This is a genomic window from Methylobacterium sp. 275MFSha3.1 (assembly GCF_900108435.1).
Lineage (GTDB): Bacteria > Pseudomonadota > Alphaproteobacteria > Rhizobiales > Beijerinckiaceae > Methylobacterium.
In genome coordinates, this window is record NZ_FNWP01000029.1 from 40,136 (window position 1) to 61,876 (window position 21,741).

20 protein-coding genes and 3 pseudogenes are annotated in these 21,741 nt (G+C 65.3%); 15 read left to right on the plus strand and 8 right to left on the minus strand.

Annotation, left to right across the window (positions count from 1 at the left end):
* Window positions 1–15 precede the first annotated feature (15 nt).
* Complete coding sequence (locus tag BLW78_RS26385) at window positions 16–1,515, plus strand: DUF2252 domain-containing protein (RefSeq protein WP_091683078.1); 1,500 nt, start codon at window positions 16–18, stop codon at window positions 1,513–1,515.
* A 301-nt stretch (window positions 1,516–1,816) separates the two neighbouring features.
* Here the strand turns inward: BLW78_RS26385 and BLW78_RS26390 are convergent, their stop codons facing one another.
* Window positions 1,817–2,680 (minus strand): transglutaminase family protein, encoded by an 864-nt coding sequence (locus BLW78_RS26390; RefSeq protein WP_091683079.1) that lies wholly within the window; start codon window positions 2,678–2,680, stop codon window positions 1,817–1,819.
* Window positions 2,681–2,843: 163 nt separating this feature from the next.
* On the opposite strand from BLW78_RS26390, the gene BLW78_RS32190 reads away from it, so the two are divergent.
* The 7 genes from BLW78_RS32190 to BLW78_RS26420 all read left to right on the plus strand — a co-directional run bounded on the left by BLW78_RS32190 (window position 2,844) and on the right by BLW78_RS26420 (window position 8,320).
* Window positions 2,844–2,984 (plus strand): hypothetical protein, encoded by a 141-nt coding sequence (locus tag BLW78_RS32190; RefSeq protein WP_348272469.1) that lies wholly within the window; start codon window positions 2,844–2,846, stop codon window positions 2,982–2,984.
* A gap of 3 nt (window positions 2,985–2,987) precedes the next feature.
* Complete coding sequence (locus BLW78_RS26395) at window positions 2,988–3,254, plus strand: response regulator (RefSeq protein WP_348272470.1); 267 nt, start codon at window positions 2,988–2,990, stop codon at window positions 3,252–3,254.
* Between the two features lie 509 nt (window positions 3,255–3,763).
* Window positions 3,764–4,630, plus strand: coding sequence for an STAS domain-containing protein (locus BLW78_RS26400; RefSeq protein ID WP_244527066.1), 867 nt, complete (start codon window positions 3,764–3,766; stop codon window positions 4,628–4,630).
* A gap of 4 nt (window positions 4,631–4,634) precedes the next feature.
* Entirely contained in the window at window positions 4,635–5,036 is a 402-nt protein-coding gene (locus tag BLW78_RS26405) for an STAS domain-containing protein (protein WP_091683084.1), read from the plus strand.
* Window positions 5,017–5,421 carry an anti-sigma regulatory factor gene (locus tag BLW78_RS26410; protein ID WP_091683085.1) on the plus strand — a complete coding sequence of 135 codons (405 nt, stop codon included), beginning with the start codon at window positions 5,017–5,019 and terminating at the stop codon, window positions 5,419–5,421. Before BLW78_RS26405 ends, BLW78_RS26410 begins: the two co-directional genes overlap by 20 nt.
* A gap of 2 nt (window positions 5,422–5,423) precedes the next feature.
* Window positions 5,424–6,419, plus strand: coding sequence for an ATP-binding protein (locus BLW78_RS26415; RefSeq protein ID WP_091683087.1), 996 nt, complete (start codon window positions 5,424–5,426; stop codon window positions 6,417–6,419).
* Window positions 6,416–8,320 carry an ATP-binding protein gene (locus BLW78_RS26420; RefSeq protein ID WP_091683089.1) on the plus strand — a complete coding sequence of 635 codons (1,905 nt, stop codon included), beginning with the start codon at window positions 6,416–6,418 and terminating at the stop codon, window positions 8,318–8,320. The genes BLW78_RS26415 and BLW78_RS26420 overlap by 4 nt, the downstream gene beginning before the upstream one ends.
* 230 nt (window positions 8,321–8,550) lie before the next feature.
* Here the strand turns inward: BLW78_RS26420 and BLW78_RS26425 are convergent, their stop codons facing one another.
* From BLW78_RS26425 to BLW78_RS31090, 4 genes are all read right to left on the minus strand, one after another.
* Window positions 8,551–9,183, minus strand: coding sequence for a tyrosine-type recombinase/integrase (locus BLW78_RS26425; RefSeq protein ID WP_091683115.1), 633 nt, complete (start codon window positions 9,181–9,183; stop codon window positions 8,551–8,553).
* Between the two features lie 386 nt (window positions 9,184–9,569).
* Entirely contained in the window at window positions 9,570–12,146 is a 2,577-nt protein-coding gene (locus BLW78_RS26430) for a CheR family methyltransferase (protein WP_091683090.1), read from the minus strand.
* Between the two features lie 38 nt (window positions 12,147–12,184).
* Window positions 12,185–12,439 (minus strand): hypothetical protein, encoded by a 255-nt coding sequence (locus tag BLW78_RS26435; RefSeq protein WP_091683092.1) that lies wholly within the window; start codon window positions 12,437–12,439, stop codon window positions 12,185–12,187.
* Window positions 12,440–12,472: 33 nt separating this feature from the next.
* Window positions 12,473–12,805: a hypothetical protein gene (locus BLW78_RS31090; RefSeq protein ID WP_139215730.1), complete on the minus strand. Its 333-nt coding sequence runs from the start codon at window positions 12,803–12,805 to the stop codon at window positions 12,473–12,475.
* Window positions 12,806–12,947: 142 nt separating this feature from the next.
* Between BLW78_RS31090 and BLW78_RS26440 the strand changes: the two are divergent.
* From BLW78_RS26440 to BLW78_RS26445, 3 genes and pseudogenes are all read left to right on the plus strand, one after another.
* Window positions 12,948–14,024: pseudogene (locus tag BLW78_RS26440) on the plus strand (IS5 family transposase).
* A gap of 1,178 nt (window positions 14,025–15,202) precedes the next feature.
* Window positions 15,203–15,379 carry a hypothetical protein gene (locus BLW78_RS31530; RefSeq protein WP_170855255.1) on the plus strand — a complete coding sequence of 59 codons (177 nt, stop codon included), beginning with the start codon at window positions 15,203–15,205 and terminating at the stop codon, window positions 15,377–15,379.
* 101 nt (window positions 15,380–15,480) lie between these two features.
* A complete protein-coding gene (locus BLW78_RS26445) occupies window positions 15,481–16,197 on the plus strand; it encodes a thermonuclease family protein (protein ID WP_244527068.1) in 717 nt (238 codons plus the stop codon).
* An 83-nt stretch (window positions 16,198–16,280) separates the two neighbouring features.
* On the opposite strand, the gene BLW78_RS26450 is transcribed toward BLW78_RS26445, so the two are convergent.
* Both BLW78_RS26450 and BLW78_RS26455 read right to left on the minus strand, forming a co-directional pair.
* A complete protein-coding gene (locus BLW78_RS26450) occupies window positions 16,281–16,511 on the minus strand; it encodes a DUF6894 family protein (RefSeq protein ID WP_091683094.1) in 231 nt (76 codons plus the stop codon).
* 750 nt (window positions 16,512–17,261) lie between these two features.
* Complete coding sequence (locus BLW78_RS26455) at window positions 17,262–17,876, minus strand: Ros/MucR family transcriptional regulator (RefSeq protein ID WP_348272471.1); 615 nt, start codon at window positions 17,874–17,876, stop codon at window positions 17,262–17,264.
* A gap of 475 nt (window positions 17,877–18,351) precedes the next feature.
* Here BLW78_RS26455 and BLW78_RS31870 point away from each other — a divergent pair, with 475 nt between their 5' ends.
* A complete protein-coding gene (locus BLW78_RS31870) occupies window positions 18,352–18,666 on the plus strand; it encodes a hypothetical protein (RefSeq protein ID WP_244527070.1) in 315 nt (104 codons plus the stop codon).
* Window positions 18,599–18,763 (plus strand): annotated as a pseudogene (locus BLW78_RS26465) (transposase); the annotation flags it as partial. The gene BLW78_RS31870 and the pseudogene BLW78_RS26465, both read left to right, overlap by 68 nt.
* Before the next feature lie 10 nt (window positions 18,764–18,773).
* Here the strand turns inward: BLW78_RS26465 and BLW78_RS26470 are convergent.
* Window positions 18,774–19,430 (minus strand): annotated as a pseudogene (locus tag BLW78_RS26470) (IS630 family transposase); the annotation flags it as partial.
* 377 nt (window positions 19,431–19,807) lie between these two features.
* On the opposite strand from BLW78_RS26470, the gene BLW78_RS26475 reads away from it, so the two are divergent.
* Both BLW78_RS26475 and BLW78_RS26480 read left to right on the plus strand, forming a co-directional pair.
* Window positions 19,808–21,304 (plus strand): sensor histidine kinase, encoded by a 1,497-nt coding sequence (locus tag BLW78_RS26475; RefSeq protein ID WP_170855256.1) that lies wholly within the window; start codon window positions 19,808–19,810, stop codon window positions 21,302–21,304.
* 32 nt (window positions 21,305–21,336) lie between these two features.
* Entirely contained in the window at window positions 21,337–21,708 is a 372-nt protein-coding gene (locus BLW78_RS26480; protein ID WP_056521122.1) for a response regulator, read from the plus strand.
* The last annotated feature ends 33 nt before the right edge of the window (window positions 21,709–21,741 follow it).

Genomic DNA, 21,741 nt, shown 5'->3' on the forward strand with positions numbered 1-21,741 from the left:
GGTCGGACGAGGTCGATGGAACGGTCAGCGCAGCCTACGGATACCCCATCGGCGGTGACCGATGAGCACGATGCGGTCATCGAGGCTGCCGAGGAGGTAGTCCTCGATCCCCTTGCAGACTTCCCGCATATCAACCTGCGCGCGGGTGTGGAGCCGTGGGAGAAGCGCCGGGCGGCCGGCAAGGTTCTGCGCCTGGAACTGCCCCACGCTGCCCATGCCAACCTCAATATCGCCCGCGATCGTCCCGACCCGGTGACCCTCATCGAAGCGGCGCACGCGGGACGGCAATCACACCTGATCCCGCTGCGGGTCGCCCGCATGGCCTCCTCGCCGTTCGCCTTTCTGCGCGGCGCCGCGCAAGTCATGGCCTGGGATCTGGCACAGGGACCGCGCGGCGCCATCGATGTAGTTATGAACGGCGACGCGCATATCTCGAACTTCGGGCTTTTTGGATCGCCCCAGGGCGATGTGGTGCTCGACCTCAACGACTTCGACGAGGTGACGGTCGGGCCGTGGGAGTGGGACCTGAAGCGGCTTTGCGCGAGCATTGAGGTCGCCGCGCGGGATGCAGACGTCGCCGCATCGGAACGGCGGCAGGCGGTACTGAGCGCGGTGGCGGGTTACCAGCACACGATGGACGATCTCGCCCCGCGCGGCTCGCTCGACGTGTGGCGGCGCGCGGCACGCGCCGAGGACCTCGCCTTCGCCGGCATCGAGATCGACGCGCGCTCACAGGCTGTGGTTCACAGGGCTGTCGAGAAGGCGCGGCGGAAGAACAACACGAGCTTGCTCGACCAGGTTGGCGAGCGTCGCACGGACGGTGGCTGGCGCTTTCGCGAGGAGCCGCCGATCCTCGTCCGCGTCGATGAGGCCACGCGCGAGCTTGTGACCTCCGGTCTGGAGCGCTACGCCGAGACGCTGCCGCGCGAGCGGCGGTTCATGCTCAGCCGCTACCATGTGGTCGACGTGGCCCACCGCGTCGTCGGTGTCGGGAGCGTCGGGACCCGGGCCTACGTCGCGCTGCTGTGCGGCAACTCCGATCGAGACGTCCTCTTCCTCCAAGTGAAGGAAGCCGTGCGGCCGGCGCACGCGCCCTATCTGCGCGGCATGCCCAGGCCCTATGCCGATCACGAAGGCGAGCGCGTGATCTACGGTCAGCGCCTCCTGCAGGCCGTGGGCGATCCGCTGCTGGGATGGACGAAGATCGAAGGGCGTCCGTTCTACGTGCGGCAGATGAAGAACATGAAGGGCGAGATCCCGGTCGCGCGCATGACAGGCCGATCACTCCTGTACTTCTCGCACGGGTACGGAGCGCTGCTCGCCAAGGCCCACGCACGAACCGGGGATGCGGCAGCGATCGCAGGTTACTGCGGTCATGACGGCCGTGCCGATCTGCGCGAAGCCCTGGCCGACTGGGCTATGGCCTACGGAGAACGGAACGCTGAGGATTATCGGACCTTTCGGGACGCCATCGCGGCGGGCAGGCTTCGCGCGGCCGACGATCCGCATCTCTGACCTTACGGGTGCGGTCGCGATCGCCCGGACACAGCGGGCTTCTCTCGGTGTGTGGGACCCTGGTCGAGCCTGCACCGACGGCGTCGTTCGCCCGCGCGTGTAGCCCCGAACTTGGCGCCGCACGAGCCGAGCCGTCGCCGGACCGGGGCGCTGTGACGGGTCGAACCGTCTCCCCTACGCATGGCCGCCTCGTCCGGCGTGCCGGCCTCTGGATCGCCGGAGCGTTGCGACGTCGATCCCCATGCCGGACCCGGCACAGCCGGACCGCTGCCTGAGGCGGCAGATTCTGGCTGCATCAAGCCTACCCGCCGACGCTGACCTCCACAGACATGTCCAGAAAGGCGTCCGCCGGCCCGGCGAAGCTTCCGACCAGCGGCATGGCCTGTCGAATGTCGCGTGCGACCGCGACCGGGATCAGGCTCGCGCCGCCGACGCTGCGGTTCGTCGGATCGAAGGTGATCCACCCGGCACCCGGCAGGAAGGCCTCCGCCCAGGCATGCGTGGCTCCCGCATCGGCGGAGCCGAGCAGCGTTCGCGACGGGTCGTGGAGGTAGCCGGACACGACCCGGGCTCCGAAGCCGAGGCTGCGCACCGCCTCGACGAAGAGCGTCGCCAGGTCCCGGCACGACCCCATCCCCAGAGACAGGGTCTGGCTCGGCGACTGCGTGCCCTCGTCTTCCCGACCTTGGTAGGCGATGGTGCCACCGACCCCGGCGTTCAGATCCTTGAGGAGCGACAGGGTGTCGGTTGGGCAGGACGCCACGAACCCCTGCGCCCAGGCCCGCAGGCTCGGCTCCCCCTCCGGATATTGCGGGATCGTCAGGGCGCCGAGGTCCGTCCACTCGTCATCGGTGTACTGGAACGGGAACGCGATGGCGGAGGCGGCGATGGCGAAGACGGGATAAGCCTCGGCCGAGAGTTCGACCCGAGATACGCTCTCCACGACGAGGCGATCAGTCGAGGGCCCGAACGTGGCCGTCGCCACGGCGTTGCCGGCGACGTCGTAGGCCCAGGTCACGGTGGCGTCAGGCGACAGGGTGATGTTGCTCGACAGCAGGCGCAGGTCGCGGCTCTCCCGCGGGCGCATCATCAGCCGGTGCGGTCCGAGATTGACGGGCTGGCGATAGCGGTACATCGTCTGGTGGCGGATACGCAGGTCGATCAAAAATCTGTCCCTTCGGTCCGGCCCGGCTGTGCACGGCATGCAGGCTGCCGCGACGCAGCCTAGCATGGATCCAGCCACGTACCGGCCCTGAAAATTGGACGATCTGCCCAGATCACGGTTCCATCGGGAGGCAACCTTCCGCTCCCGAGCGAGCTTTAGCTGTGTGACACATGATTCCAAGGGCGATGCGCCCCACGCCCTCGTCGTCGACGACGACGCCCTGATCCTGATGGAGGCGACCAGTATCCTTGAGGATGCGGGGTTCCAGGTGCTGGAAGCGATGAACGTCGTCCAGGCTCTGTGAATATTGGATCAGCATCATGACGCGGTTCAACTACTCTTCACTGACGTGCACATGCCGGGGAATGCCGACGGCTTCGACTTGGCAAGGCAGACAAATGAGCGCTGGCCGCACATCGCGGTCGTGGTCGCCTCGGGCCGGGCCGCGCCTGAGCCCGGCGACCTGCCGGAGGGCGCGACGTTCATCGGCAAACCGTTCAGCGCCGAGGTCGTCCGGCATCATGTCCGCAAAACACTGCCGGACGAGAGGCACCCGAAACAGTTGAGGACGTAGTCTTTCGAACCTGGCGTTTCGTACCTGATGCGAGAGTCTTTCGCGACCGGAAGTAGCTCTTGGAGACGCCCGTCCTCGGGTTATCTGATCGCCTGAAGTTGGCGTCAGCCGCTGGTAAATTCCGGAGGAAGTCGGACGGGAAAGCAGAGGCGCTGCACCACAAGCAACCGCTTCGATTTGGATAGTCCCTGTCGATCCAGGAAGACGCCTTCTCATATGCTGGCGCTGTCTTGTCGTCGCCGCTGCCGCCGCATTGATAAAAACTTTGATAATCAGTCAGGACACACTTTTGTGTAAATTATCTTGGTCTGGGGGCCGCGCCCAGGGGACGTGAGGCGTCCGCGGCGGCAATGCAGCGATCCCTGTTACCGAAATTAACGAGACAAGAAGTAGAGCCGAAGGCGGGAAATAATTTGCCGCGGTCAGCTCCTTTGTAGCGATGCCGCCTATCGAGAGGCTCAATACCGGGATAGAGACTGCATCATAACGATGGGAAAAACCTGATGCGAATGGACGGCGTCGAGGTCCTGATAAGGACGCTCACGGAAGACGAGGCCGCCATCCTCGAAGCCTGGAACATATCTCTCCGGAAAGGGACCTCCCTGCAGAGCGGTCGGATCCGAGAGGCCGAGCTCCAGACCCAGGCCAAGGCCGTGTTCGGCCTGCTTCGGGACGGACTTTCGTCCGGTGGGGTCGACGCGGACGCGGAAAGCTATACCCCGCTGCGCGAAAACCTCGCCGATATCTCCCGCTCGCGGGCGATCCAGGGGTTCACGCCGACCGACACCGCCAACTTCGTCTTCTCGCTCAAAGAGCCGATTTTCGAGGCGCTGCGGCGCAAGTCGGCCGCGGACGCCTCGGCCTTGGCCGCCGGCGTATGGGCGGCGGGGAAGGTACTCGACCGGCTCGGGCTGCTCACGATGGAGGTGTTCCTAGCCAGCCGCGAAGAGGTCATCGGGCGCCAGGGGCAGGAGATCGCCGAGCTCTCCACGCCCGTGGTTCGCCTCTGGGACGGTATCCTGGCGCTGCCGCTCATCGGCACCCTCGACAGTGCCCGCACCGGTGTCGTGATGGAGAACCTGCTCCAGGCCATCGTCGACGAAGAGGCCGAGATCGCCATCATCGACATCACCGGCGTGCCGACCGTCGACACCCTGGTGGCGCAGCACCTGCTCAAGACCGTGGCGGCCGCCCGCCTGATGGGCGCCGACTGCATCGTCTCCGGCATCCGGCCGCAGATCGCGCAGACCATGGTCCATCTCGGCGTGGAGCTGAACGTTATCTCGAAGGCGACGTTGGCCGACGCCTTCGCGCTCGCCCTCAGGCGGACTGGCCGCAAGGTTGTGCGCCAGCAGTCGGCTGAGGAGCGCCGCTGAGGCCATGGACCGCATCCCGATCCTCAAGCTCGGCGGCACGCTGATCGTCACCATCCAGGTCGACATGCACGACCGCCTCGCGCTGGCCCTGGAGGAGGATCTGACGGCGATGATCGCGCGCACCGGCGCGCGCGGCGTGCTCATCGAGATCTCGGCGCTGGAGATCGTCGATTCCTTCATCGGGCGCATGTTGGTGAGCATCGCGGCTGTCTCGCGCGTCCTCGACGCGGAAACGGTCCTGGCCGGTATGCGGCCGGCGGTCGCCATCACTTTGGTCGAGCTTGGCTTGGAGCTTACCGGCATCAGGACAGCCCTCAACGTCGAGCGCGGCATGGCCTTGTTGAAGGCGCGCTTGCCCGAGGACGGCGCGGGGCATTGGAGCGACCGTGACGGTCTCGAAGACTGAGACCATCCCCGTCCGGTCCGGTGACGACGTCGTCCGCGTGAGGCAACGCGTGCGTGCCCTCGCCATCGACATCGGCCTCGGGCTCGTCGATCAGACGAAGATCATCACCGCCGCGAGCGAGCTCGCGCGCAACACCCTCGATTACGGGGGTGGCGGTGAGGTCCGCGCGGAGAGCGTCCAGGCCGGGACGCGCAAGGGCCTGCGCCTGACCTTCGAGGACCAGGGCCCCGGCATCGCCGACATCGAGCAGGCGATGACTGACCACTACACCTCCGGCAAGGGCCTCGGCCTCGGCCTGGGCGGGGCCAAGCGCCTCTCGAACGAATTTCAGATCGAATCGAGCCCCGGCGTCGGAACTCGCGTCATGATCACCCGGTGGAAATGAACATGGACCGGGTCACCGTCACGGAAGCGAGCCAAGTGGCCGAGGCCCGACGACGCGCAGTGGCCGTCGCTCAGTCCATCGGCTTCGACGAGACCGCGGCTGGCCGCATCGCGCTCGTGGTGACCGAACTCGCCACCAACGTGGTCAAGTACGGCGTGCCGGGCGAGGTCTTGGTCGGCACCTACGAGGACGGGACAGGCTCGGGCGTCGAGATCCTCGTGCTCGACAAGGGCGAAGGGTTCTCGAATCTCGGTCTGGCCCTGACGGACGGACACTCCACTGGCGGCAGCGCGGGCGAGGGCCTTGGCGCGGTGCGCCGCATCTCCGACGCTTTCGACATCGTGTCCCGCCCCGAGCTGGGCACGGCGGTGTTGGCGCGCCTTTCAATCGACAGGAAGGCCGTTTCGGACGCCGTGCCGGGCTATGGGGCGGTGGCGGTCCCCCTGAAGGGTGAGACCGCCAACGGCGACGCCTACGCCGTGCGCGAGCGCGCCGACGGCTGGACCGCCGTGGTGTCGGACGGCCTCGGCCACGGGCCGGAGGCCGCCAAGGCTTCCGAAGAAGCGCTGAAGCTGTTCCGGAGACATCAGGACAAGCCGCCCGCCGCGATTCTGTCCGCCATCCATGCAGGCCTGTCGCACACGCGAGGGGGTGCGATCTCCGTCGCGCGGTATGAGCGGAACCGGGGCACTCTCGCGTTTGCCGGCATCGGCAACGTGCTGGGTGCGGTCGTCTCCGGCACCGTGACCAAGCGGACGGTCAGCCTCGCCGGGACGGCAGGGCACGCGGCTCGGCGCATCCAGGAGTTCGAGTACCCCATGCGGCCGGACGACCTGTTCGTGCTGTGCTCAGACGGGATCGCCACGGCTTGGTCGCTGGACGCCCATCCCGGCATCGCCGCCGCCCATCCGACGCTCGTGGCCGGGGTGATCTATCGCGACTTCGCCAGGGCCTGGGACGATGCCACCGTGCTCGTCGTGCGGGATGGGACGCGATGAGGTGGCCGCTCCTCACCAGTGCTATCCAGCACGAGGACGATATCGCGACGGTGCGCCAGCGCGTGCGCCGGCTGGCCGAGCGCCTGGGCTTCGAGATCCAGGACCAGACCCGCATCGCCACGGCAGTGTCCGAGATCGCGCGCAACGCCTACGGCTACGCCGGTGGCGGTCGCATCGAGTACGGCCTCGATCAGCTCGATCGGGACAGAGGCGAGCAGTTCCTGGTCATCAGGGTGAGCGACAAGGGACCGGGCATCGCCGATCTCGACGCCATCCTCGAAGGGCGCTTCCGCTCGACGACGGGCCTCGGCATCGGCATCACCGGTTCACGGCGGCTGATGGACCGCTTCGAGGTCGACACGGTGGCCGGCAACGGCACTGTCGTGACGTTCGGGAAGCGGCTTCCATCCGGGACCGGACGTTTTACGGGACCGAGGCTCGCGACCCTAGCCGAGTATGTCGCCCGGGCCAGGACTGAGGAACCGCTGGTCGCCTTGCGCGAGCAGAACCGGGAGCTTCTGCGCAGCCTCGCCGCGCTGGCCGAACGTGAGGAGGAAACCAAACGCCTGAACCAGGAACTCTCCGAGACGAACCGGGGCGTGGTCGCGCTCCACGCGGAGTTGGAGTCACAAGCCGTGCTCCTGCGCGAGGCGGGCGTTCTCCTGGAAAGCCAAGTGGCTGCCCGCACAGCCGAACTTGCTGAGGCAAACGCTCGGCTCCTGGCCGAGGCGGTCGAGCGCGAGCGGATGGAGCAGGACCTGCGGCAATCCCAGAAGCTCGAAGCGGTCGGGCAATTGACTGGCGGCGTCGCGCACGACTTCAACAACCTGCTGACCATCATCCGCTCGTCCGTCGACTTCCTCCGCCGCCCGGATTTGCCGGAAGACCGGCGCAAGCGGTACATGGACGCCGTCTCCGACACCGTCGACCGCGCCGCCAAGCTGACCGGACAGCTCCTGGCCTTCGCACGTCGCCAGTCCCTGAAGCCTGAGGTGTTCGAGGTCGGTGAACGCCTGCGCGGCGTGGCCGAGATGCTCGACACCATCACCGGCACGCGCATCCAAGTCAGGGTCGAGATGTCGGACAGACCCGCCCTGGTACGCGCCGACCTCAACCAGTTCGAGACGGCCCTGGTGAACATCGCCGTCAACGCCCGCGACGCCATGGACGGCAGCGGCACGCTGACGATGCGGGTGGCGGCCGGGCGGGCCATGCCGATGATCCGGGGGCATGCCGGCTCACGGGGGCCGTTCGTGGCGGTCTCGCTCGCCGACACCGGCTCGGGCATCCCCCCGGAGGTACTCGGGCGCATATTCGAACCGTTCTTTACGACCAAGGACGTCGGGCGCGGCACGGGTCTCGGACTCTCCCAAGTGTTCGGGTTTACCAAGCAGTCCGGCGGCGACGTGGATGTGACAAGCGAGAGCGGCCAGGGGACGGTCTTCACCCTCTACTTGCCCGAAGTCTCGTCCGAGACAGCCGAAGCCCCTGTCTCCGACCCCGACGCCGCTCTGTCGCCGGTCGGTCTCGGTCAGCGCATCCTGCTCGTGGAAGATAACCTGGAGGTCGGAGGCTTCTGCACCCAGATCTTGGAGGATCTCGGATACGCACCCGAGTGGGTCGTCAACGCGGAAGAGGCGCTCGAGCGTCTCGGGACGGACGGTGCAGGCTTTCAGGCCGTCTTCTCCGACGTCGTCATGCCAGGTATGGGCGGGATTGAGCTCGCCAGAGCGTTGCGCATGCGCATTCCGACCCTGCCGGTGATCCTGGCCTCGGGCTACAGCCATGTCCTGGCCCAGGAGGACAGCCACGGCTTCGAGTTAATCCACAAGCCCTATTCGGCCGCGCAGGTTGGCCGGGTTTTGCGTCGGATCATCGGCGCCTCGCCTCACAACTGCTGATGCTCATCCACCGGTGACGCGCTATCCGCAGTCGGCCATGGCCAACTTCCCACTCATGGTCTCGACCAGATTGCGCACGTTCACGTGGCTTCCGAACCCGCGACGTCTCGACTGCTGAAGAAGCGTCTGCTTCCGCGATGCGCTGGGGTGAGGCTGTACGGCGGGAATGGGCGCATTGCTGCTGGGCTGGTCTCGAAGCCCCTCGACGCAGAAGCCGAGGGGCCGAACGCTCAAATCTCAGTTCCCTCGGCTAGGGTCAAAGCATCTTCGACGTCGACGCCGAGGTACCTGACCGTGCTCTCGATCTTGGTATGGCCGAGCAGGATCTGGACGGCACGCAGGTTGCCGGTCCGCTTGTAGATTAACGACGCCTTCGTGCGTCGGAGGGAATGGGTGCCATAGTCCTCGCTGCGCAGCCCGATGCCTGTGACCCACTCATCGACCAGGCGCGCATACTGCCGGGTGCTGATATGCGTGACGCCGTCGAGCCGGCTCGGGAAGGCATAGTCGTCGAGCGTTCCACCCCTGGCCTCCAGCCATGCGAGGATGCTGGTACGGGCGGGTTCGAGCAGTTCGAACTGCACTGGTCGGCCGGTCTTGCGCTGGATGACGATGGCGCGGCTCCGGACGCGACCACCGCTGACGAGGTCGCCGATCTTGAGCTTTACGATGTCGCAGCCACGAAGTTTGCTGTCGATGGCGAGGTCGAACAGCGCCCGGTCGCGTGTCCGCCGTTCGCGGTCGAGCCAGAACCGGATGGCCCAGACTTGTTGAGGTTTGAGGGCTCGCTTGGCGCCGAGCTTGCGGCCAGCGTTCCAAGCCGGCCGCCCTTTCGTAGCCGGATCGTGTGCTGAATGTCCCATCATCTGTCTCCTCGCCGGCCCATGCCGACGCGGGAAGGAGACACCCGAACCGAGGCTCTGAAGATGGGGGCATATGCGGACGTTCCGTTGGCGACCCAACCCAGCCACTTAGAGCGCGGGGAGCCCTTCCCATAAGCGGTCATAACCTCGGCCGACTGACAGCTTCGGCTCGGGGTAGCAATCGGAGCTTAGTCTGCCGCCAGATAGCTGACGTTCTACCTTCGACCTTGATCGGCGACAGGATTCGCTCTCTCCTGTACCCCAAAGGCGGGTAAGCCCTGCAATGCCGTAGCAACCTACGACGCGCTGGCGCAGTCTACTGTGTCTGCGTCACGCCAGTGCGTGTGGGCCACCGAGGTCGCAGGCGCGGCGTGCAAACCGGTCGGTCATTCCTGCTCGATCAGGTCCGTGAAGTTGGCGACGATCCCGGGCATGCGGCTGCCCTTGCGGGTCGCGGCCATCAGCCGGACCCGGTAGCGGGCGCCGTCAGCCCCCTCGATCGTCCGCTCGGAGGGCCGGTTCGCCGCCAACACCGTCGGGATCTCGTCCAACATCCAAGCTAGAGGAATCGGCGCAGAGAAGTTGCGCAGGGAGCGCCCTACATCACTCGGTTGTAGGCCGAAAATCTGCGCCGCCGCGTTGGTGAACATGCGGATGTGGAGATCCGGAGTCAGAAGCACGCTCGCGACGTTCATGCCCTCAAACAACGTGGCCTGATCTTCGATTAACTGATCTATGGCCTCAATCTTGCATGTCAGTTCGGAATTAACCGTCTGAAGTTCCTCGTTCAGAGACTGTGTCTCCTCCTTCGACGCCTCCAGCTCCTCGTTGGCGGCCTGCATCTCCTCGTTGACCGAGTACAGCTCCTCGTTCGACGATTTGAGTTCCTCGAGGGAGGTCTCGTATTCCTCGATCACAGCCTGGAGCCGTTCCCGCGTCACACTCAATTCACGCTCAAGGCCCTGCAGCGCTGTGTCCCGCTCGTTCGCCTCCAGCGCCTGCTGGCGCTCCTTCTCGATGGGGGCAGCGGCCTCGTTGAAAACGACCAAGAAAAGCGGCTCGATCGCGCCGGGCGTGTTCAGCGGCTTGACCACCAGGGAGATCGACTGGAGACGGCCGTCCGGCAGTTCGACGCCGATGCCGCCACGCGAGACCAGGGTGTTGCCCTCGATCGCCTCGCGCAGGGCTGTCCGGAGATCCAGGCGCAAGCCTTTGCGCGCCATCGCGGCTAGTTCCCGGGTTGGCTGGCCAGGCACGACTTCCAGGTGATCGCCGATCCGCGACGAGTAGTGCACGGCCTCGCCCGTCCGCGTCACAACCGCGTGCGGCGGTGTGAACTCGGACAGCATCTGCGTCTCGACTGCGTGCCGCAGAGCAGCATGCGTAGTCACGTGGCGCCGGTGCGGCTGGCCGGTATTCGTGAAGGTCGGCGTATCCGGCCCTGACATCGGCGGCAGCCGCGCCGGCGGGATCGCGTCGCGAGCCTGGAAGATGCGGTTCCGCTTGTCGATCGTTTCAAACAGATCCTCGAACCGCGTGACATTCTCGGCCATCCCGATGAACAGGTAGCCGCGCGGCCGCAGGGCATAGTGCAGCACCGGCATCAGCTGCTGCTGGGCCTCGACGCCGAGGTAGATCATCAGGTTGCGGCAGGAGATGAGATCGAGGCGCGAGAACGGCGGGTCGCGCAGCACGCTGTGCGGGGCGAACGTGCACAGGTCACGCACGGACTTCGCGACCACCGCGCTGTCGCCCTCGACAACGAAGTACTGCGCGATCCGCTCGGGAGAGACAGCATCAAGGTAAGCCCTCGGGTAGCGGCCGGTCCGGGCTACCGCGAGCGAACGCTCGTCGATGTCCGTGGCGAAGATCTGCACCCGCGGTGGATCCGCCATGGTGAGCATGTTCTCGCGCAGGAGGATGGCCAGGGAGTAGACCTCTTCGCCGGTCGAGCAGGCCGGTACCCAGATCCGCACGACATCGGTCGCCGCGCGTGCGTCGAGCAGCTTCGGGATGACCTGGGTGGCCAGGGACTCGAAGGCGGCGGTGTCGCGGAAGAAGTTCGTCACGCCGATCAGGAGGTCCCGGAACAGCACCCCGACCTCGGCCGGGTCGGCACGCAGCAGCTTGAGGTAGCCGTTCGGCCCGGCCGCGCCGACGATGCCGATGCGGCGCTGAAGGCGGCGCACGAAGGTGCTGGGCTTGTAGCCCGAGAAGTCGTGGCCGACCTGGCGGCGGAGGATGGCGAAGATCTCGGTGAGCAGCTCGGCGTCGAGCCCCCGCGCGTCCGCGTCGCCCTGGGTGGCCAGCGCGTCCGGCGCGGCGGCGAGGTGCGCGGCGGCGTGCGCGGCGATCCGCTCGCCCATCCGGTCGGCCATCTCGCCGAAATCGACGAAGCCGGTCCGGAGTGAACTGAGCGGCATGTCCGCGGTCTCGGGGCCGTAACCATCCGCGGTCTGAGCCAGGGTCAGGCCACCGTGCTCCTTGATCGCCTTGACGCCGATGGCACCGTCGCCGTCGCCGCCGGACAGGATCACGCCGACCGCACGCTCGCCCTGGTCTAGGGCCAGGGCGGTCAGGAAAAGGTCGATCGGCTTGGTCTCGCGGCCCGCTGGCTCCAGCGGCGTCAAAGTCAGCCGGCCGCCCGCGATGCCCATGACGAAACCGGCAGGCATGACGTAGACGTGGCCCGGCCGGACCGGCACACCGTCGGTGGCGGCTTCGACCTCGAGCGACGTGAACTGGGCCAGCACGTTCGGGAGCTGGCTTTTATGTCCCCGGCTGAGATGCGTCACGACCACGAAGGCGGCCCTGAGCGTCTCGGGCACCCCTCGGAAGAAGCTCCGCATCGCCTCGATGCCGCCTGCGGACGCGCCGATGCCGACAACTGGAAAGTGGTCCTGGTCCATCACCCCGTTCTGAGCCCCCGGATCGATGCCACCCCGTTCGTCGGGTTTCAGCATCCTGCGTTCTCACCCGTTGTCGAGGCCAACCGCGCGGATCAGTCGTCCCGCGTGGCCTCCTGCACGACGTAGGCTAGGCAGCGGGCCCGCGCTTCGGGACTCTTCAGCCGCGCGAACAGGCGCAGCAACGTCACAACGTGAGCCGGATCACCCATTGCCATCACCGCATTTGCGACGTTGGGGGCCTCATCCGGTTTGTCTGCGAGGAAAGCCGCGACGGGAACGCCCAGGGCCTGCGCAATGCGGTCCAGTGCGTCAGTGTCACAGCCGGCCTGCGGATCGTCGCCGTTCATCTGGCACCTCCACTGGCGCTTGCGGGCCGTCGATCAATGCGTTGCGAGCCCGACCGCCTTTGGTCCAAACGCTCTCGCGATGCGACAACCGACATGATGGAGCACCTGACCGAGGAGGTTGCGGGTCAGTACGTCGGGCTCATCTTTCGCGGCCTCGTAGGCGTCGATGAGGCACTCCACGAGATACTGCGAGGGCGCAACGTCGTCGCTGAGCGTCGCTGAGCCAGCCATGGAGTTCGACTGAACCCGTGAGCGCCGGACGAGCTCACGCGATGCATCCAGCGTCCGCCTTGTTTCCTCGGCCGCCGCACGCAATTCGCGGGCAACCTCAAGGCTCCGATCTGCTAGATGGAGGCGGTCATTCATAGGCGTTCCAAACTTCGCAGCACGCCGAAGCGTCGATCAACTTTGGGCTTGACGGGCGATCATGCTCTCAATTTCTAGATGCGGCAAACTTGTGTAAACCGCGGCTCGGTCATCCGACACCTTCCCCGCTCAGCATGAGCGTATCAGAGGTGTCCGCGATGCCGAGGGAGGATCACTCTCGGCCAAGGGCGACGCGCTGGAGCGGTTGACCCGCATCGTCGATTTCGAGCTATTCCGGGACGACCTCGCCTGTGCCGTGCCCCGCTCAGACGGGTCGAAGGGCGGTCGCCCACCGTTCGATCTGGTCTTCATGTTCAAGGTGCTGATCCTCCAGGCCAGCCACTCGCTGTCGGACGAGCGCACGGAGTTCCTGATCAAGGACCGGCTGTCGTTCATGCGCTTCCTCGGGCTCGGGTTGTCCGACTCGGTGCCCGACGCCAACACGATCTGGACGTTCCGCGAGGCGCTCACCCGGGCCGAGATTGCGGGGAAGCCGGCCATCGCAGTGCTGTTTTCAGCCTACGACACGGCCCTGCGGCACGCCGGTTTCCTAGCGATGGGTGGGCTGATCGTCGACGCGACCGTGGTGGCCGCACCCAAGCAGCGCAACACGGAAGCCGAGAGGGCGGATCTGAAGGCCGGCCGTGTGCCCGACGCCTGGAAGGCCAAGCCGGCCAGGCTCGCCCAGAAGGACCGCGACGCGCTGGACGATCAAATGGTCGAAGGCCAAGCCGGCTGAATATGGGTCGAAGCGGATCGACCTCGCGGTGCCGACCTTCGGCTACAAGAACCACGTCGGCATCGATCGCCGCCATGGGCTGATCCGAACCTGGACCGCTACCGACGCGGCCCGCCACGACGGGGCGCAGCTGCCCAGTCTCCTCTCGAAGGCCAATACCGCCAGCGACGTCTGGGCCGATACGGCCTACCGCTCGAAGGCCAACGAGGCACACTTGGCGGGCAACGGCTTTCGCTCCCGCATCCATCGCAAGAAGCCGCCGGGCAAGCCGATGGCGAGGAACATCGCCCGGGCCAACGGCGAAAAGTCGAAGGTCCGCGTCGCCATCGAGCACGTCTTCGCTCGGCAGAAGGGGCCGATGGGCTCGTGGTGCGCACGGTTGGCTTGGCGAGAGCCCGGATGAAGATCGGACTGGCCAATCTGATCTACAACATGAATCGGGCGGTCTGGCTCAACGGATCCCGGACGAAGACCGCCTGAGGGCCGGGATCGAGGGCTTTTTGCCCCGACCGGGACCAGCGTGAGGATAGCATCGGATCGCCAAAGCGCTCGGCATTTCGCTGATCCCACCAAGAGACCGCCCTCATCGAGGTAATTGGAGGTGCCCATCTTTAGGGCGCCCGATAGCGCGCGTGAGCCCTCTTAGAAATTGCCTTCAGTGGCGGCGATTGGCGCAGATCCATGACTCCCTCCGTCAGCCGGAGCCTGTGTGAAATATTTAATCCGTTCTGACCCTTCAAAAATCCCTTGCTCGCGCCGGCAGTTGGCCGTCAGCGGGACAGCGACAGAGCATTCGATCTACAGCGCCTCGCGATAAAACTCGTCGACGCGTTCAAGGTCTTTTTTGATGAGCGCCGAACTGCTTCTCGAACCAGTTGCGAGATCAGTTAGCATCACATCATGGTAGCCCTTGCGGATATACTCGCGAGCTTCTTCGTACGCTGACTGGGTCGTGTTATGTTTTGTGATTACTGCGCCTGTTCTGTTTGTATATGAGACCGTGAAACGTATCAAAGCCATTCTCCTGATGAAGATAAGACAAGAAGCCCACCGCGGCGTTAGGCCGGGTGGGCTGTGATGGGTCGGTACTTAGGTAATAGGAAGACACGCGAGCGGGCGATCGGTTCCGAAGGCCACAATCCGACTTCGCCATTTAGGCCCGTATTTCTGCACGATGTCGCGAAATAGGACACCGCTAGTATTGGTGCGATGCGTTCGCTGGCAGCTATCCTGCCGGGCCGCGCTCTGCTGAGGTGCGGGCACGTTGATGCTTTCAGACCCAATAGAGCAGTCAGCGGCCCATCGTCAATCTGAGGCTGGCTATGGCTTTACAAAAAATCTCATGAGTCTCGGTAGTCGCAATATGATCGCCTAGATACCATATTTATAATGTCAGGCAATAAAAGGTGTTTTGCAATGCCCCGCATGTCGCTCAATGCTCGCGGACAATTGGTGGCGCCGAGTTCTAAGAAGGGATCATCGCAAGTAAATGACAATAATATCTGTGACGAAATAGAGTTAAGACGAGCGAATTTTGGAGAGCGAACCATGAGTTTCAGATAATCGAAGTTGACGCGAGATATGAACCTCAAGGAAAGCAATTTTGTTGGGAAGGTAAGCTCACCCGCAAATCTCCGCGCGTCAAAAGGAGGAACGTCATGCTGAGTCCGGTTGACGCCTTAAAAGAGCTGCGCGACCAGATGGTGATGAACCGCCGAAAAATCGTGGATCAGCAGGAAAGCATCAAAAATGTGCAGGCCGAAATCGAAGCTATAGATCGGGCCATTGCGGACGAGGAGTCTATCAGCAGGAAGGCCGGCTCCAAAGCTACATAACCATTGCGGGGGTGCGGCCGGATGCGCAAGCTGCTCCACCTCCGCCATCTGCCGCCTATGGCTCTGCACGACCTCGCGGAAGAGGTTGCCGGAAGCTGCGAATGAGCTATCCCAAAGCGATGCGCCACGCTCTCGCCGTCCTCGTTTTACTCTCCGGTCCGGTTCTGGCGGCGGAGCCGATCGTAGGCCGTGCTTCCGTCACGGACGGTGACACGGTGGTGATCCGCAGCACTCGGGTCCGCCTGCACGGCATCGACGCGCCGGAGAGTGCTCAGCTTTGTCAGGACGCTGCCGGCAAGTCCTACCGGTGCGGGCAAGTGGCGGCGCTCGCCCTGGCTCGCCAGATCGGCGAGGCGATTATCTCCTGTGAGCCGCGCGATACTGATCGGTATGGCCGAACCGTTGCGATATGCCGGAAAGGCGACGAAGACCTGAACGCCTGGATGGCGAGCCAGGGCTACGCCACGGCCTACCAGCGTTACTCCCGCGACTACGTCGGGGTCGAGACCACCGCGAGGGCGCTGAAGCGCGGCCTTTGGGCCGGCACCTTCGATCCACCGTCGGACTGGAGGCGCGCCAAGCGCGCCGGCGGCGTGGAGACCCGGCCGGAGATGGAGAAACTCCCGGCCGCTGCTCCGGCGCCCGTACAGACCGCCTGTGCGATCAAGGGCAACATCTCGCGCAAGGGCGACAAGATCTACCACCTGCCCGGGACGAGGGATTACGACCGGACCGTGATCACCACGGGCTCCGGCGAGCGCATGTTCTGCAGCGAGGACGAGGCGAAGGCGGCCGGATGGCGAGGTGCGCGCGGCTAACCGCGTATTGTCCGCTCGGCCCCGCCCCGATCTGCTCACTGGGCGGGGAGCGTCCGATCTCACCAGCCTTGAACCGGGGTGGCCTACTGATCTGTGATGTCGATGGTAGCCCGCGCCCGCATCACGAGCTTGCCGTCTTCGTCGTAGGCTCGGGCGCTGCACTCTTTCGACCCGTCGATCGCGCATTCGTCGTGGAGGATCGCCGTCAGTGTCCTCCCCAGCAGGGCGCGTAATGCCCCGCGGCCGGATAGCTCGACGCCCTCGTCGTCCTCGACTTCGTGGCCGTTGGTGGTGCTGATGAAGTAGCGTGACACTCACGCCTCCGTGGTCTGATCCCCCACGCGGCAAACCTGGAGTATCGAGAACGGTTCGACGTGCGGAGACGATACGCACAGCCGCCTGGGTTCACGATGACCGACGGTAGGCCGCAGCCAATGCCACGGAAAGCTCCGTCCGCAGGCCACCATCGCCTATGAACCTTCGTGGCCGACGTAGCTTTCGGTGAAGGCTTTGGTCAGAGCCGCGAGCATGCCCTGTACCTCGAGGACCTGGATCCGTTGGCCTCGTGCGGCCGCCCACAGGTCTTCTCGCTGATCAGGATCGTTCGTACACGCCGCACACCGGACTACTTCGTCGGCCAGCTGGTTAAGCGAAGTCGCGCAGATCGACAAAGCGACGATTAGGTCGGTCACAGCGTCAGATGCGGGAGCCAGACGTCTCTCGCTGTCGTCGTTCGCCCTGGAAAAGTCATGCGGTTCCACGTCCAAGCCTCCGAAATTTCGCCAGCTCGAAGCATGCCGCTTAGTCGGTTGTGTACAACCTATATCAATTGCGCGCAATTTTGACTGTAGGCTCGATCGCCGCGGCGCGTGCCGAGATGAGCCGAGAAGCCTGCATCAGCGCTCGGCCCACGAAAAAGCCCGCCGCGGCGAACCGGGCGGGCTTCTCACCAGAGGCCGTAGTGTCAACGCGGCACCCCCGGCTTGGCGTCGGCTGTTGAGACGGACGCCCGAGGAGATGGTGGCGGCCAAAGGGTGAATGAACAACCCCCACGCCGAGCTGCCTCACTCGGCCGCAACAGCAGCCTTCTTCGGCTTGCGGGGGCGCGTGGGCTTCTCGGCCGGTGCAGACGCCGACTCGACCACCTTCTTCCGGCCTCGGGCCTTGGGCGCCTCGGTGATCGTCTCTGCGACCTCCGCCACCTTGGGGGCTGCGTTCCGGCGCAGGTTGCCGAGGTCAGTGTTCTTTGCCAGGGCCAAGCGCATCTCGAAGTAGCTCGGGGCGGTCATCGGGTAGTCGACCGGCAGGCCCCACTTCGCCCGGTACTCGTCCGGGGTGAGGCCCACTCCCCTCAGATGCCGTTTCAGGGTCTTGTACAGTCGGCCGTCTTCGAAGCTGATCAGCGCGTCGTGCATGATCGACTTCCGGATCTGGCTCGGAGTGGCACGGTCGACCTTAGACTCAGCCGGGGTAGCGGGGTTACTCAATCCACTGAGCGCGCCGTGGATCGCGGACAGAAGCGCCGGCATTTCGGATGTAGGCACAGAGTTTTTCGAGACGGAAGCGGACACGATATCGGCCGTGAGCTCGATTAGGTTGCTCTGATCGGGAGCCAAGGTTGATGTAGCGTCGTCCAATGATGCCTCCTGCGAACTGGGCGGAGACCCACGCAGAAACACCGATGGCGTATCTACGAGATAATATCAGATAGCTTTGGATATTGACCGGTTCTAAGATCAGCTGCTTGGTTAAATCGACGCATCAAGGTGGATGCGGCACGACATGTCCGCCTCATTCAAGAGGCTGAAGTTCTGTCACAGCATTTTAGGCCGTGACTGCCCGCGGTGCGGCTTCGCTGATCTAAGAGGTAGGCCAGCGCCGGCAGGGCGCGGGCAGCCGCAAACCATGAAACGAGAGAGCCTCGCGCGGGGGTACCGGCGAGGCTGAAGTCGGGAGGAGCTCGGGCGTCGCAAGCGGCGGCCCAGCGCACGAAAAAACCGCCGCGGCCCGAGCCGGGTGGTTTGAGAGGGTCTACGCTTGGGGATCGGTCTCCGCGCGAGAGACCGCGCAGTTCGGAGCGCTTGAAACGATGAAAGGCGCCCCGGCCGAAGCCAGGGCGCCATGTCGAGATAATGAGCGCTTGGTGCGCCGGTGTTGCAAAACTCAGCGCCGCGTCGGCGCTCTCGCATCCCGATCCAGCTCGACCAGCTTCTGGAGGTCGGTAGCTCCACCGTCGCTGCCCGGATGGTGGACGAGGCCCGGCAGTTCTTCGACCAGACCTTCTTCTCCGGCCAGACCGTGACACCTGAGCTGGCGAGCACCGGCACCGGCCTGGTAGCTCGGGCCGTGCAGCATTGTGGCATTCGCGACTGGATCGGGGCCGTGCAACGCTTCGACGACCCCCGTCGCCTGTCCGGACTGGATCTACAACAACCGCAATCAGATCGAGCGCCTCTGGGCCAGGCTTAAGGAATGGCGAGCCGTCGCAACCCGTTACGAGAAAACCGCCGCCAGCTTCATAGGCGTCCTCTCCCTCGCCGCAGCCCTCGACTGGCTCAAGCGATGACACGCCGTGGGACGTCCTGGGCGGCAAACAAGGTCGTGGTGCCGTGGCGCTTGTAGTCGTGGGTGCGCGTCGTGGGCTGCCCCGGCTTCATCGGCAACGGGTCCTGCGTTCGGGCCAGCGCCTGGATCTGCGACTTCTCGTCGACGGAGAGCACCACGGCATGAGCTGGTGGATCGACGTAGAGCCCGACCACATCGCGCAATTTGGCGGCGAAGGCCGGGTCGTTGGAGAGCTTGAACTGCCGCGCCTGATGCGGCTGCAGGCCATGCCCGCGCCAGATCCGCTGCACCGACGAGACGCTGATGGATGTGGCCTGGGCCATGGCAGCTGCCGTCCAATGCGTGGTCTCGCCGGGCGGATCAGCCAGGGTCAGGGCCACCACGCGCGCCGCAACCTCCGGGCCGAGCGGCGGGATGCGGGCTGGCCGTGTCTTGTCGCGAAGGAGCCCAGCGAGACCCTCTCGCGCGAAGCGCTCCTGCCAGCGCCAGACCGCGGTCTTGGACACGGCCGCCTCACGCATGATCGCGTGCGTCCCGAGCCCATCGGCGCTCAGCAGCACGATGCGAGCGCGCCAGACATGCTTCTGCGGCGTATTCCGGTCAGCCACGAGGGCGTCCAGTCGAAGGCGATCCGAAGCAGAAAGCGAGAAGGAGATGCCGCTGTGCATCCCGCCAGACTCGCAGGACACAGCCCAAACCGAAACCCGGGACGGACTCAACCGTTAGGTTTTGACCACTAGACATGCCCGTGCAGGTCAGTGTCGATGGATAGCAGCTCGGCGCGGGCCTATCATGCCCGCCTTGCCCGGCCTCGGAAAGCCGCCGCGCCGGATCGGCGCAGATCGCAGGATCACGGCCCCAACCGCCTGCGGCATTCGGATGCCCGAGGCGCCAATTCCGTTCCGAGCGGGCCGTAGCTGGCGCCACGATGAGCGGGTGACGATTGCCGGGTGGCGTAGATCGCAACTTCTGGCTACGGGTACTCATCACCCCTGCACACACCAATGCGATGAATGACCCAGCCGGGCATGCGCGAAAAGCCGCTTTGAGCGGCTACGACATCCTCCAGTCGCCCGCGGAGCCCGGCTTCGACGATCTCGTCGCCCTCGCCACCCAGATCTGCGATACGCCCGTCGGCCTCATCAGCTTCGTGGCCAGCGACCGCCAGTGGTTCAAGGCCCGGATCGGGTTTGCCCCCTGCGAGACGCCGCTCAGCCAATCCGTCTGTGCCCACGCCCTCGCCGAGCGGGATATCCTCATCATCCCGGACCTGACGCAGGACCTCCGCACCCGTGACAACACGCTGGTGACCGGAGAGCCGTTCATCCGCTTCTACGCGGGCGCCGTGCTGACGGCGACCAACGGGATCGCGATCGGCACGCTGTGCGTGATCGACAACGAGCCCCGGCCGGAGGGCCTCACCCCGCAACAGGCGTCCGGCCTGCAGGCGCTCGCCCGTCAGGTGATGACCCAGCTCGAGTTGCGGCGGGCCATCCGGGAACGGGATCGCGCGCTCACCACCTCCGACGAGGCGCGCGACGCGCTGCAGATCAGCGAGGAGCGCTTCCGGCTTTCCTCGCGCGCCACGACGGATGTGATGTGGGATTGGGATCGCGAGGGCGATACCTTTCACTGGGACGATGCCCTCACCCGCGTCTACGGCTACGTGGCCTCGACCGTCACACCGACGGCCGCATGGTGGTTTGAGCACATTCATCCGGAGGATCGGGAGCGCGTCCGTCAGAAGGTCCTCAGCGCTACCGAGGTGGGCCCGCGTTGGGCCGACGCGTACCGGTTTCAGCGCGCGGACGGCACGTATGCCGACGTGCTCAATCAGGCGTTCCTGGTCCGAAGCAAGGCCGGACGCGTCATGCGCATGACAGGCGTCATGCTGGACAACAGCGCGCGGGCGGCGGCGGACCAGCACCAGAGCCTGCTCAACCATGAACTCAGCCATCGGCTGAAGAACACCCTTGCCATCGTCCAGGCCATCGCGGCGCAGACCCTGCGCAACGCCGCCAGCTTGGACAGCGCGCGCGACGCCCTGCTGCAGCGCCTGATCGCCCTCGGCAAGGCCCACGACATTCTCCTGGCGAGCAACACCGAGCAGGCCGGGATGGAGGCCGTCATCCGGGGGGCGCTGGCTCTGCACGACAACCAGCAGGCGGGGCGGTTCCGGATCGAGGGACCGCCGCTCGAGATCGGCCCCAAGGCCGCGCTGGCTCTCGCGCTCATGATCCACGAATTGGCGACGAACGCTGCCAAGTACGGGGCGCTCTCGACCGAGGCCGGGCACATCGGCATCCGCTGGCAGATCGAGGCGGCGGGCGACGATCCGCAGCTGCGGCTGTGCTGGACTGAATCGGGCGGGCCGCCGGTCTCGACACCGTCGCGCACGGGCTTCGGAACCCGTCTGATCGAGCGCGGTCTCGCCGGGACCATCGGTGGGACCGTGAGGCTGGTGTACCAGCCGAGCGGCGTCACGTGTGATCTCGTGGCGCCCGTCGCAGGGTTTCAAGAAAAGACGGAGATTTCAGATTGAACGAAAACCGTTCCGCGTGCTTGCTCTAAGCCATGAACAAAATCATTTCGAAGCCAACCGCGCTGATCGTCGAGGATGAAAACATCACGCGGATGGAGACCATGGATGTCTTCGCCGATGCAGGCTTCGACGTGATCGAGGCCTGGACTGGCGACATGGCCCTGCACCTGCTTGGTAGACTCCCGACGATCCAGCTGGTGTTCACCGACGTGCGCATGCCCGGTCGGGTCGACGGCATTCGCTTGGCGCAGCTGATCGCGGAGCGTTGGCCGGAGACCGCCGTGATGGTCTGCTCCGGCCCACTCGCGTTCCGGCCGAGAACCCTGCCCGACAAGGCGCGGTTTTTTCCCAAGCCGTTCAGTCTGAACGAGGTCTCGGCGACGGCCCTGGCGTTGGTGGCCTGAGACCGGCCGCTCCGCGCAGCAGTGTCGGCCACA